9 protein-coding genes are annotated in these 11,979 nt (G+C 70.5%); 1 reads left to right on the top strand and 8 read right to left on the bottom strand.

Annotated elements, in window-relative coordinates; translation table 11 throughout:
• Nucleotides 1–11 precede the first annotated feature (11 nt).
• From ACJ7VY_RS05875 to ACJ7VY_RS05855, 5 genes are all read right to left on the bottom strand, one after another.
• Nucleotides 12–857, bottom strand: coding sequence for an ABC transporter permease subunit (locus tag ACJ7VY_RS05875; RefSeq protein WP_409476554.1), 846 nt, complete (start codon nucleotides 855–857; stop codon nucleotides 12–14).
• Complete coding sequence (locus tag ACJ7VY_RS05870) at nucleotides 854–1,780, bottom strand: ABC transporter permease subunit (RefSeq protein ID WP_240211502.1); 927 nt, start codon at nucleotides 1,778–1,780, stop codon at nucleotides 854–856. Before ACJ7VY_RS05870 ends, ACJ7VY_RS05875 begins: the two co-directional genes overlap by 4 nt.
• Nucleotides 1,777–2,919: an ABC transporter ATP-binding protein gene (locus ACJ7VY_RS05865; RefSeq protein ID WP_056932098.1), complete on the bottom strand. Its 1,143-nt coding sequence runs from the start codon at nucleotides 2,917–2,919 to the stop codon at nucleotides 1,777–1,779. The genes ACJ7VY_RS05870 and ACJ7VY_RS05865 overlap by 4 nt, the downstream gene beginning before the upstream one ends.
• A gap of 261 nt (nucleotides 2,920–3,180) precedes the next feature.
• Nucleotides 3,181–4,308, bottom strand: coding sequence for a polyamine ABC transporter substrate-binding protein (locus ACJ7VY_RS05860; RefSeq protein WP_104938471.1), 1,128 nt, complete (start codon nucleotides 4,306–4,308; stop codon nucleotides 3,181–3,183).
• 147 nt (nucleotides 4,309–4,455) lie between these two features.
• On the bottom strand, nucleotides 4,456–5,847 hold the full coding sequence (locus ACJ7VY_RS05855) for a glutamine synthetase family protein (RefSeq protein WP_161615428.1): 1,392 nt from the start codon (nucleotides 5,845–5,847) through the stop codon (nucleotides 4,456–4,458).
• Nucleotides 5,848–6,022: 175 nt separating this feature from the next.
• On the opposite strand from ACJ7VY_RS05855, the gene ACJ7VY_RS05850 reads away from it, so the two are divergent.
• Nucleotides 6,023–7,315 carry an FAD-binding oxidoreductase gene (locus tag ACJ7VY_RS05850; RefSeq protein WP_313254712.1) on the top strand — a complete coding sequence of 431 codons (1,293 nt, stop codon included), beginning with the start codon at nucleotides 6,023–6,025 and terminating at the stop codon, nucleotides 7,313–7,315.
• 48 nt (nucleotides 7,316–7,363) lie between these two features.
• Here ACJ7VY_RS05850 and ACJ7VY_RS05845 read toward each other — a convergent pair whose 3' ends face one another.
• Genes ACJ7VY_RS05845 through ACJ7VY_RS05835 form a run of 3 tightly spaced genes read right to left on the bottom strand, consistent with a single transcriptional unit; the run spans nucleotide 7,364 to nucleotide 11,978 of the window.
• Nucleotides 7,364–8,620, bottom strand: a complete 1,257-nt coding sequence (locus tag ACJ7VY_RS05845) for a TolC family protein (protein WP_409476553.1) — start codon at nucleotides 8,618–8,620, stop codon at nucleotides 7,364–7,366.
• A complete protein-coding gene (locus tag ACJ7VY_RS05840; protein WP_104938468.1) occupies nucleotides 8,617–8,919 on the bottom strand; it encodes a DUF3240 family protein in 303 nt (100 codons plus the stop codon). Before ACJ7VY_RS05840 ends, ACJ7VY_RS05845 begins: the two co-directional genes overlap by 4 nt.
• The gene (locus tag ACJ7VY_RS05835; protein WP_409476552.1) at nucleotides 8,919–11,978 is read right to left on the bottom strand and encodes an efflux RND transporter permease subunit; all 3,060 of its coding nucleotides are present in this window, start codon (nucleotides 11,976–11,978) and stop codon (nucleotides 8,919–8,921) included. The genes ACJ7VY_RS05840 and ACJ7VY_RS05835 overlap by 1 nt, the downstream gene beginning before the upstream one ends.
• Nucleotide 11,979 lies beyond the last annotated feature (1 nt).

Below are 11,979 nucleotides of genomic sequence, written 5' to 3'. Positions count from 1 at the left end.
GTCGAGGCGGCTCAACCGTTGTCCTGCAGCGCCAGCTGCATGTCGCGCTGGCGCCGCCGGTCGGCGCGGGCGGAGATCCACCAGCCGAGGACCGCCACGGTCGACACCGCCAGCACCAGCAGCGTGGCCAGCGCGTTGATCTTGGGGCTCACGCCCATGCGCACCGAGGCGAAGATCTTCATCGGCAGCGTGGTCGAGCTGGGCCCGGCGACGAAGCTGGCGATCACCACGTCGTCCAGCGACAGGGTGAAGGCCAGCAGCCAGCCGGACAGCAGCGCCGGGGCGATGATCGGCAGGGTGATCAGGAAGAACACCTTGAGCCGGTTGGCGCCCAGGTCCATGGCCGCCTCCTCCAGCGAGCGGTCCAGCTCCTGCAGGCGCGAGGACACCACCACGGTCACGAACGACAGGGTGAAGGTGACGTGCGCGATCCAGATCGCCACCACGCCCTTGGACGGCAGCCCGAACAGGCCGCCCATCGACACCAGCATCAGCAGGATCGACAGGCCGATGATCACCTCCGGCATCACCAGCGGCGCGGTCACCAGCGCGCCGAACACGGTCTTGCCGGGGAAGCGGCGGAAGCGGGTCATCGCCATCGCCGCCATGGTGCCGAGCACCATCGACGCGCTCGCGGTCCAGAACGCGACCTTGACGCTGACCCAGGCCGCGTCCAGCAGCTGCCGGTCGCGCAGCAGCTCGTCGTACCACTGCGTGGAAAAGCCCGCCCACACCGTCGCCAGCCGCGAGGCGTTGAACGAGTACAGCATCAGCAGCAGGATCGGCAGGTACAGGAAGGCGAAGCCGAGCAGCAGCACGCCCCAGCCCAGCCAGCGATGGCCACGGACGCCGTTCATGCCAGCTTCCCTTCCAGCGTGCGTTGCTGGGAGCGGTTGAAGATGAGGATCGGGACCAGCAGCAGGAGCAGCATCACGATCGCCACCGCCGAGGCCAGCGGCCAGTCGCGGTTGTTGAAGAATTCGCCCCACAGCACGCGGCCGATCATCAGCGTGTCCGGCCCGCCGAGCATTTCCGGGATGACGAATTCGCCCACCGCCGGGATCATCACCAGCATGCAGCCGGCGACGATGCCGCTGCGCGACAGCGGCAGGGTGATGCGCATGAACGCCTGCCATGGCCTGGCGCCAAGGTCGTAGGCCGCCTCCAGCAGGCGGTGGTCGAGCTTGACCAGGTTGGCGTACAGCGGCAGCACCATGAACGGCAGGTAGCAGTAGACGATGCCGATATAGGCCGCCAGCGGCGTGTACAGGATCTGCAGCGGCTGGTCGATCAGGCCCATGCCCAGCAGCGTGCGGTTGACCAGGCCGTTGCTGTCGAGGATGCCGATCCAGGCATAGACGCGGATCAGGAACGAGGTCCACGACGGCAGCACCACCAGCATCATCGCGATATTGCGCGCCGACGGCGACAGGCGCGAAATGACGTAGGCCATCGGGTAGCCGATCAGCAGGGTGAACACGGTGGCGATGACCGCGATCCGGATCGAACTGAGGTAGGCGACCACGTACTGGCTGTCGGCGAACAGCTGGGTGTAGTTGCCCAGGTTGAGGTTGACGGTGAAGGCGTTGTCCACGTACGCCACGATGGACGTATACGGCGGCATCGCCACCGCCATCTTCGCGAACGAGATCTTCATCACGATCAGGAACGGGATCGCGAAGAACAGCAGCAGCCACAGGTAGGGCACGCCGATCACGCCGGCGCGGACGCCCGGCAGCCAGCGCCGCCAACCGCCAGGGTTCGGCCCGCGCGCGCTCATGAGGTCAGCACCACGCCGTCGTTGTCGTCCCAGCTCACCCAGACCTCGTCGTTCCAGGTGATGCCGTCGCTGTCCCAGCGCTTCATGTTGGCGAAGTTGGACAGGATCTTGGCGCCGCTGGGCAGGCGCACGTGGTAGACCGAGTGGCTGCCGAAGTAGGCGATGTCCTCGACCACCCCGAACGCCTTGTTGGTGTCGCCGGCGGGCTCGTCCTTGGCGATGTGCACCTTTTCCGGGCGCAGCGCGAACGCCACCGGCTGCCCTTCATAACCGGTGATTCCGTGGCCGACGTAGATCGGCGCCGGGAAGTCGGCGGTGCGCACGGTGACGTACTCGGGCAGGTCCTCGTCGATCACGCCCTCGAACAGGTTGACCGAGCCGATGAAGCCGGCGACGAAGCGGTTGGCCGGCTGCTCGTAGATGTCGTCCGGCTTGCCGATCTGCTGGATCCAGCCCTGGTCCATCACCGCGATGCGGGTGGCCATGGTCATGGCCTCTTCCTGGTCGTGGGTGACCATCACGCAGGTCACGCCGAGCTGTTCGATGATGTTGACCAGCTCCAGCTGCATCTTCGAGCGCAGCTTTTTGTCCAGCGCGCCCATCGGCTCGTCCAGCAGCAGCAGCTTGGGGCTCTTGGCCAGCGAGCGCGCCAGTGCCACGCGCTGCTGCTGGCCGCCGGAGAGCTGGTGCGGCTTGCGCTTGCCCAGCTTCTGCAGCTGCACCAGTTCCAGCATCTCGCCGACGCGGCGGGCGATGGCGTCGCGGGCCATGCCGTCCTGCTTCAGGCCGAAGGCGATGTTCTGCTCCACGGTCATGTGCGGGAACAGCGCGTAGGACTGGAACATCATGTTGATCGGCCGCTCGTAGGGCGGCAGCGCGTTGATCTCCTGGCCGTCGAGCAGGATCCGGCCGCGGGTCGGGGTCTCGAAGCCGGCCAGGCAGCGCAGCAGCGTGGACTTGCCGCTGCCCGAGCCGCCCAGCAGCGCGAAGATCTCGCCCTTGCGCACGTCCAGGTTGACGTCGTCGACGGCGACGAAGCCATCGAACTCCTTGCGCAGGTCGCGGATGGACAGGTAGCCGGGCTCGCTGTTCAGGGCGATGGCGTCGGGCCGGATGTCGGGCTTGGCATCAACGGGCATGAAGGGTTCCGGGAACGGGCGGGACGGACGGGCGCGCGTAGTGTAGTGCTGGCGTTTTGCCGGCGACACCCTGCCGTTCCACGCAGGAATGCCCTGTTCGACGCTGTATGGACCGGGTGGCGCGCCAGAAATGCCGGCCGAAGGAGAAGCCCCCCTTGGAGTCCAAGGGGGGCGCGCCATAGGCGCGGGGGATGTGGATGAAGATGCGCCGGGGCCCAAGGTTTGCCTTGCAAACCTTGGGGAACTACGCGAATGCGTGGTTCAGCGCCCGGTCTTGATCTCGGTCCAGAGCCGGGTATAGAGCTTGTCCACTTCCGGTGGATTGATCGCGTAGGTGAACATCTTCGCCGCCACGTCCTGTGGCGGATAGATGGTGCGGTCCTCGCGGATCGCCGCGTCCACCAGCGGCGTGGCCGGCTTCACCGGGTTGGCGTAGTGGGTGACGTTGGTGTTGTTGGCGGCCACCTGCGGCTCGAGCAGGTAGTTGATGAACGCATAGGCGTTCTGCGGGTGCTTGGCGTCCTTCGGGATGGCCAGCATGTCGAACCACTGCGGCGCGCCTTCCTTCGGGATCGAATAGGCCACTTCCACGCCGTTGCCGGCCTCCTCGGCGCGGTCGCGGGCCTGGATGATGTCGCCCGACCAGCCCACCACCAAGCAGGTGCTGCCATTGGCCAGCGAACCGACGTACTGGCTGGAGTGGAAGTTCTGCACGTACGGGCGGATGCTCTTGAGCAGGTCCGCGGCCTTCTGGATGGTGGCCGGGTCGGTGCTGTGCGGGTCTTGGCCCAGGTAGTGCAGCGCGATCGGGATCATGTCCGCCGGGGTGTCGAGAAGGGTGACCCCGCAATCCTTCATCCTGGCGATGTTCTCCGGCTTGAACACCAGGTCCCAGCTGCCGGCGATGTCGGTGCTGCCGCCGAAGCGCTCCTTGAGCTTGGCCACGTTGTAGCCGATGCCGGTGGTGCCCATCATGTACGGCACGCCGTACTTGTTCTCCGGGTCCTGGCCGGCGATGCGCGCCATCACCTCCGGGTCGAGGTTGGCCAGGTTCGGGATCTTGCTCTTGTCCAGCGGCAGGAACACGCCGGCCTGGATCTGGCGGCCGAAGAAGTTCAGCGTCGGCACCACGATGTCGTAGCCGCTGTCGCCGGTCAGCAGCTTGGTCTCGACCATCTCGTCGCTGTCGAACACGTCGTAGGTGACCTTGATGCCGGTCGCCTTCTCGAAGTTCGGGATGGTGTCCTCGGCGATGTAATCCGAGTAGTTGTAGACGTTGAGGACCTTGGCCTCGCCGCCAGCGTCGGCGGTCGGGGCGCCCTGCTCCTTGCCACCACAGGCGGCAAGCAGGGACAGGGCGACGCCAGCGGTCAGGATGCGCAGATTCATGGGTTGTCCAGTGTGATCCGGGAGGGGCCGGCTGAACCGGCGTGGCCGGCCATTGTCCCACGAAGCACCGGCCGGGGCGACGCCGCCCGCCCCCGCCCGCCCCCGCCTTCCCCCCCCCCCGGAGCGCCGGCTGCGGCCGCCGCGCGTTCACACGTTGAGCAGCAGGAATTCGCGCTCCCAGGAGCTGATGACGCGGAAGAAGGTCTCGTATTCCTTGCGCTTGACCGACACATAGGCCCGGCAGAAGCGGGGGCCGAGCAGCGCCTGCAGCGGCGCGCAGCCTTCCAGCCCGTCCAGCGCCTCGCCCAGCGAGCGCGGCAGCGCATAGCCCGGCGCCTTGGCATTGCCGGCCACCGGCGCGGTCGGGGTGAGCTTCTCGCGGATGCCGAGCAGGCCGCAGGCCAGGGTCGCGGCGATCGCCAGGTAGGGGTTGGCGTCGGAGCCGGCGAAGCGGCTTTCCACGCGGCTGTTCTCCAGGCTGTCGATCGGCACCCGCAGCCCGCAGGTGCGGTTGTCGAAGCCCCATTCCACGTTGCTCGGCGACACCTCGCCGAACACCAGGCGGCGGTAGGAGTTCACGTTCGGGGCGAAGAACGCCATCGCCATCGGCACGTACTTCTGCAGCCCGGCCAGGTACTGCATGAACAGTGCGCTGTACTCGCCCTCGCCTTCGCCGGCGAACACATTGGCGCCGTCACGGGTGCGCAGCAGGCTCTGGTGGATGTGCATGGCGCTGCCCGGCTCGTTCTCCATCGGCTTGGCCAGGAAAGTGGCGTACACGCCGTGGCGCAGCGCCGCCTCGCGCATGGTGCGCTTGAACAGGAACACCTGGTCGGCCAGCGCCATGGCGTCGGCGTGGGTGAAGTTCACCTCCAGCTGCGCCGCGCCGGATTCGTGGATCAGCGTGTCCACGTCCAGCTGCATCGCGTCGCAGTAGTCGTACATCAGGTCGAGGATCGGGTCGAATTCATTGACCGCGTCGATCGAATACGACTGGCGCGCGGTTTCCGGGCGCCCGGAGCGGCCGGCGGGCGGCAGCAGCGGAAAGTCCGGGTCGGTGTTCTTCTGCACCAGGAAGAACTCCACCTCCGGCGCGACGATCGGCTTGAGCCCCAGTTCCTCGTAGGCGGCCAGCACCCGCCGCAGCACGTTGCGCGGCGCCAGCTCGTGCGGCTGCCCGCTGCGGGTGTAGCAGTCATGGATGACCTGCGCGGTCGGGTCGGTCGCCCACGGCACCATGCGCACCGTGTCCGGGTCCGGGCGCAGCACCATGTCCGAATCGGCCGGCGCCACCAGTTCGTAGTAGTCGTCGGGCGAGTCGCCGGTGACGGTGGTGGCGAAGATGCCCTCGGGCAGGCGCGTGCCGTAGTCGTGCGAGAACTTGTCGGCCGGGATGATCTTGCCGCGCGCATTGCCGGTGATGTCCGGCACCAGGCATTCGACCTCGGTGATGTTGCGCTGCTTGAGCCAGCGCAGCAGGGTGCTGTCTTCCTGCACGGCGGCGGGCTTGCGGGGGCGGGAACGGGGACGGGAGCTCATGACGGTTCGGCTTCGGTGGCATGACAGGCGCCCGCCACCGGTATGCAGGCCCTGCCCCGGTGGACAGGCGTGCTGGCACGCTACTGCCGCCCCGGCGTTTAGGCAACCGCCCGCCACCGTGCCCGGGGCAGCCCGGACACGTAGACTGCACTGCCCGCCCGCTTCGATGCGCCCGATGCCCGACGCCGCCGCCCGGCCCGACTATCCGCCCAGCTGGTATGCGGCGAGCCTGCCGCCGCTGCCGCCGCGCGCGCCGCTGCGTGGCCACGCGCGCGCCGACGTGGCGGTACTGGGCGCCGGCTACACCGGGCTGACCGCCGCCCTGGCGCTGGCCGAGAAGGGTTACCGGGTGAGCGTCCTGGAGGCCGAGCGGGTCGGCTGGGGCGCCTCCGGCCGCAATGGCGGGCAGGCGCTGGTGGGCTACGGCTGCGACGCGCAGACGCTGGAATCGCTGCTCGGCGAGCGCGATGCGCGGCTGCTGTTCGAGTTCTCGCGCGAGGGCCTGCACCGGCTCAGGCAGCGCATCGCGCGCCACGGCATCGACTGCGACTGGCGCGATGGCCATGCCAGCGTGCCGATCCGCCGCCGCCAGGAACGGGCGCTGCGCGCGGACATGGACACCCTCGCACGGCGCTACGATTACCCGCTGCAATGGTGGGACCGCGCGCAGTTGCGCCAGGTGCTGGCCAGCGACCGCTACCGCGGCGCGCTGTACGACCCGGGCAGCGGCCACCTGCACCCGTTGGCGTATGCGCAGGGGCTGGCGCGCGCGGCCGAGGCGGCCGGTGCCACGCTGCACGAACATTCGCCGGTGCAGCGCCTGCAACGTGGTGCGCGCCCGGTCCTGCAGACCGCGCAGGGCAGGCTCGAGGCCGACTTCGTGGTGCTGGCCGGCAACGCCTGGCTGCAGGGCATCGCCCCGGAACTGGAGACCCGGATGATGCCGGTCGGCACCTACATCGGCGCGACCACGCCGCTCGGCGCCGAACGCGCGCGTGCGCTGATCGGCAACGACATGGCCGTGGCCGACGTGAACTGGGCGCTGGACTATTTCCGCCTCAGCCGCGACCACCGGCTGCTGTTCGGCGGCCAGGCCAGCTATTCGGCGCTGCCGCCGCCGGGCCTGCGCGGGGTGATGACCCGGCGCATGCGCGCGGTGTTCCCGCAGCTGGCCGACGTGGAGCTGGAGTACGTCTGGGGCGGCTACATCGACATCACCCGCAACCGCGCCCCGCACTGGGGCCGGCTCGGGCCGAACATCTATTTCGCGCAGGGCTTTTCCGGCCACGGCGTGGCCAGCAGCGGCCTGGCCGGCGATGTCATCGCCGAGGCCATCGCCGGCCAGGCCCAGCGGCTGGACGTATTCGAACGGATCGCGCACCACCGCTTTCCCGGCGGCAGCGCCCTGCGCCGCCCGCTGCTGGTGGCGGCGATGGCCTGGTACAAGCTGCGCGACCTGCTGTGGTGAATCGCCGGCCGCATGCGGTCGGGCCGTGTCCCGCGCCCGGCGCTGCGCTCAGGCGTCGTTGTCCCCGGCGTCGTGCCACAGCTCGTGCGCGTCGACGCGGATGCGCAGGGCCGCCTCCAGTGCATTGGCACGGGCCTCGGCTTCGGCCAGCGCGCTGTCCTGTTCCTGGCGCTGCGCGGCGATCAGTTCGGCGATCCCGGCTTCGCCCAGCGCATAGGCGCGGCGGACCTTGCCGGTGCTGGCGCGCACCGCCTCCAGCGCCTGCCAGCTGTCGCGCCACAGCCGCCAGGCGGCATCGGCCTGGCGCACGGTCTGCTCGGCCTCGCGCTGGATCAGCCGACGCATGCCCTCGGCCACGGCGCTGCCGGCCTCGGCACTGGCGCGTTGCGCATCGGCATTGGCCGAACGCAGCGCGCCGCCGAACGGAATGCTGACCACCACTCCGAGCGAACGTTCCTCGCCGCCGCGCTCGTCCAGCCAGCGCAGGGCCACGCTGAGATCCGGGCGGCGCTCGGCGCGGGCGCGCAGGGCCGCGCGCTCCAGCCGTTCGGCCTCGCGCTCGGCGGCGCCGATCTCATGGCTGCGGCTGACGATGTGGTCGATGTGGCGTTGCGCGCCGGTGTCGTCGGCGACCGGCTCGGGCAGCGCCGGCGCACGTTCGGGCAGCGGGATCGAGGGGAACGTGGTGCGCAGGGCGATGCGCGCGGCCTCGCAGCGCGCCGCCGCCGCGGTCGCCTGCGCGCGGACCTGCGCCGCCGCGGCCTGCGCGCTGTCGAGGTCGCGCCGGGCGGCATCGCCGGCAGCGACGCGGCGGGCGATGGCATCGCGGTCGCGCTGCACCAGCGCCAGCTGCGCCTGCGCCTGGGCCACCCCGGCTTCGGCCCGCAACCATTCCATCCATTGCGCCAGCAGCAGGCGCGCGGCCTGGTGCTCGGCGTCGGCCAGCTGCAGGCCGGCGACCTCGCGCCCCAGCCGGCCGATCTCGCGGTCCAGCCGTGCCTTGCCCGGCAGCCGCACGCCGCGGCTGAGCTGGGCTTCGTATTCGCGATAGTCCAGGCCGCCCTGCACGCGCCGCTGCTGCGACATCAGGCTCAGGGTGGGTTCGTGCGGCCCGGCGGCCAGCCCGCGCGCCTCGGCCTCGGCGCGGCTGGCGCGCGCGGCGGCCGCCTGCACGTCCGGGTGCACGGCGATGGCCTGCAGGACCAGCGGCTCGGGCGGCAGGTAGGCGGCATCGGGCGCGGCCAGCGCCAGGCCGGGGGCGGCCAGCCACGCGGCCAGCGCCAGGGTCAGCCGCAGCGGCTTCATGCCAGCCTCCCGAAGCGTTCGACGATCTCGCTCCACCAGCGGATGTCGGCACCGGGCAGGCGCTGGCGCAGTCCGTCCAGCACCTCGTCCACGCGCTCGGCCGGCAGCACCAGCCAGGCCAGGTCGCGGGCGACGCGGCCACGTACGCGCTCGCGCACGCTGGCGGTATCGAAGCTGCTGCCATGGCCTTCGCCGTGCAGCGTGGTGAAACCGGGCAGGTCGGGCATGTCGAGCAGCGCGGCGATCACCGCGTCCTCCAGTACGGGGGAGAAAACCAGGTTCAGGCGACGCAGTTCCATCAACGGGCTCCGAAGCGGCGGAACAGGACCGGCAGCAGCAACAGCGTCAGTGCGGTCGAACTGACCAGCCCGCCGATCACCACGATCGCCAGCGGGCGCTGGATCTCCGAGCCGGGGCCGCTGGCGAACAGCAGTGGCACCAGCCCCAGGCCGGTGATGCTGGCGGTCATCAGCACCGGGCGCAGGCGCCGCCGCGCGCCTTCGCGCACCACGCTCGCCATGGCCATGCCGGTGGCGGACAACTGGTTGAAGTGCTCGACCAGCACCAGCCCGTTGAGCACCGCGATGCCGAGCAGGGCGATGAAGCCGATCGAGGCCGGCACCGACAGGTATTGGCCGGTCAGCCACAGCGCGAGCACGCCGCCGACCATCGCGAACGGCACGTTGCCCAGCACCAGCAGCGCCTGCCGCATCGAACCGAAGGTGGAGAACAGCACCAGGAAGATCAGGCCGATGGCCACCGGCACCACCATGCCCAGGCGCGCAGCGGCGCGCTGCTGGTTCTCGAACTGGCCGCCCCAGACGATGCGGTAGCCTTCGGGCAACGGCACCTCGCCGGCGACCCGGGCACGCGCCTCCTCGACGAAGCCGACCAGGTCGCGGCCGTCGACGTTGGCCTGTACCAGGGCGAAGCGCGAGCCGTTCTCGCGGCGCACCGCCACCGGGCCGGTGCTGCGCTCGATCTGCGCCAGCGCCGACAACGGCACCTCGCCGGTGCCATCGCCGCGCGCCAGCAGCAGCCGCTCGAAGCGCGCCGGATCCTGCTGCACGCCGGCATCCCCGCGCACCAGCACCGGGATGCGCCGGTCTGGTGCGATCACCGTGCCGGCCGGCAGACCTTCGATCTGCGCGCGCAGTTCGTCCTGCACGTCGGCCACGGCCAGGCCGGCGCGGCCGGCGGCCTGGGCATCGATCTGCAGGCGCAGGTATTCCACGCCTTCGGCGGTCTGCGCCAGCACGTCCTGCGCGCCGGCCACGTCCTGCAGCACCTGCGCGATGCGCGTGCCGAGCTGGTTGACGGTGGCCAGCTCCGGCCCGAACACCTTGACCGCGACGTCGCCACGGCTGCCGGTGAGCATCTCGCTGACCCGCATCTCGATCGGCTGGGTGAAGCCGTAGTCGATGCCGGGGAAATCCTCCAGCACGGTGCGGATCTGGTCGGCCAGCCATTCCTTGTCCGGCCTGCGCCACTGCGCCTTGGGCTTGAGCTCCAGGAACACGTCGCTCTCGTTCAGGCCCATCGGGTCCAGGCCCAGTTCGTCCGAGCCCACCCGCGCGATCACGTGCAGGATCTCCGGCACCCGCGCCTTGAGCGCCCGTTCCACCGCCAGGTCCTGTTCGACGCTGCTTTCGATGCCGATCGACGGCAGTTTGGCCAGCTGCACCAGCAGGTCGCCCTCGTCCATGGTCGGCAGGAAGGTCTTGCCGACCCCGAACCACGCCGCCACGCCCAGCAGCAAGGCCGCGCCGGCGCCGATCGCCACGCGCCGCGGCCGCGCCAGCGCACCGTCGAGCAGCGGCATGTACAGGGCGTCGAGCCTGCGCATCAGCCACGGCTCGGCGTGGGCGCGTTCGCGCAGCAGCAGCGACGCCAGCACCGGGATCACCGTCAGCGACAGCAGCAGCGAGCCGGCCAGCGCGAACACGATGGTCAGCGCCACCGGGCCGAACAGCTTGCCCTCCAGGCCTTCCAGCGCCAGCAGCGGCAGGAACACCAGGCAGATGATGAGAATGCCCGAGGCCACCGGCGCGGCCACTTCGCGCACCGCCGCGAACACCCGGTGCAGGCGCGGCAGGCCCGCGCCGGACGCAGCCGGGTCGAGCCGGCTGACAGTGTTCTCCACCACCACCACCGCCGCATCGACCAGCATGCCGATGGCGATCGCCAGCCCGCCCAGGCTCATCAGGTTCGCGCTCATGCCGAACGCGCGCATCATCAGGAAGGTGAGCAGCGCCGCGAACGGCAGGGTCAGCGCCACCACCAGCGCCGCGCGCAGCTCGCCCAGGAACAGCAGCAGCAGCACCACCACCAGCACGGTGGCCTCGAGCAGGGCCTTGGTCACGGTGCCGACCGCGCGGTCGATCAGCGCGCTGCGGTCGTAGAACGGCTCCACCCGCACCCCGGCCGGCAACTGCGGCGCCAGTTCGGCCAGGCGCGCGCGCACCGCGCCGACCACCGCGCCGGCATCGGCGCCGCGCAGGCCGACCACGATGCCCTGCACCGCCTCGCCCTGGCCGTCGCGGGTGACCGCGCCATAGCGGGTCATTCCGGCCATGCGCACCTGGGCCACATCGCCGACCCGCAGGGGGATGCCGTCCTGCACCCGCAACACGATGTTGCGCAGGTCCTCCAGCCCGCGCACCGCGCCCTCGGCGCGGACCACCAGCGCTTCCCCGCCGTCGCCGAGGCGGCCGGAGCCGTCGTTGCGGTTGTTGCGCTCCAGCGCGTCGGCCAGGTCGCGGAAATGCAGGCCGGCGGCCGACAGCGCGGCGCGGTCGGGCACCACCACGTAGCTGCTCACCTCGCCACCGAGCGCGTTCACGTCGGCCACGCCGGGGATGGTGCGCAGCGCCGGGCGGATCACCCAGTCCAGCAGCGCGCGGCGCTCGGCCAGCGGCAGGTCGCCGCCCTCGATGGTGAACATGAAAAGATCGGACAGCGGCGTGGCGATCGGCGCCAGCCCGCCGCCGACGCCGTCCGGCAGCGCGACGTTGCCGAAGCGCTCGGCGACCTGCTGCCGCGCCCAGTAGATGTCGGTGCCTTCGGCGAAGTCCAGGGTGATGTCGGCGATGGCGTACTTGGCGGTGGAGCGCAGCATGGTGCCGTTGGGCAGGCCGAGCAGCTCCAGCTCCAGCGGCGCGACGACGCGGCTCTCCACTTCCTCCGGGGTCATCCCCGGCGCCTTCAGGATCAGCTTGACCTGGGTCGGCGCGATGTCCGGGTAGGCATCCACCGGCAGTTCCAGGAACGCCAGCGCGCCGGCCAGCGCCAGCCCCGCGGCGGCTACCAGCACCAGCACCCGCTGGGTCAGGGAGAATTCGACCAGGCGTCCGAGCATC

The organism is Stenotrophomonas sp. Y-13 (assembly GCF_046267925.1).
Classification (GTDB): domain Bacteria; phylum Pseudomonadota; class Gammaproteobacteria; order Xanthomonadales; family Xanthomonadaceae; genus Stenotrophomonas; species Stenotrophomonas acidaminiphila_A.
The sequence above is the reverse complement of the archived record's forward strand: the minus strand, read 5'-3'. Positions and strand labels throughout refer to the sequence as shown.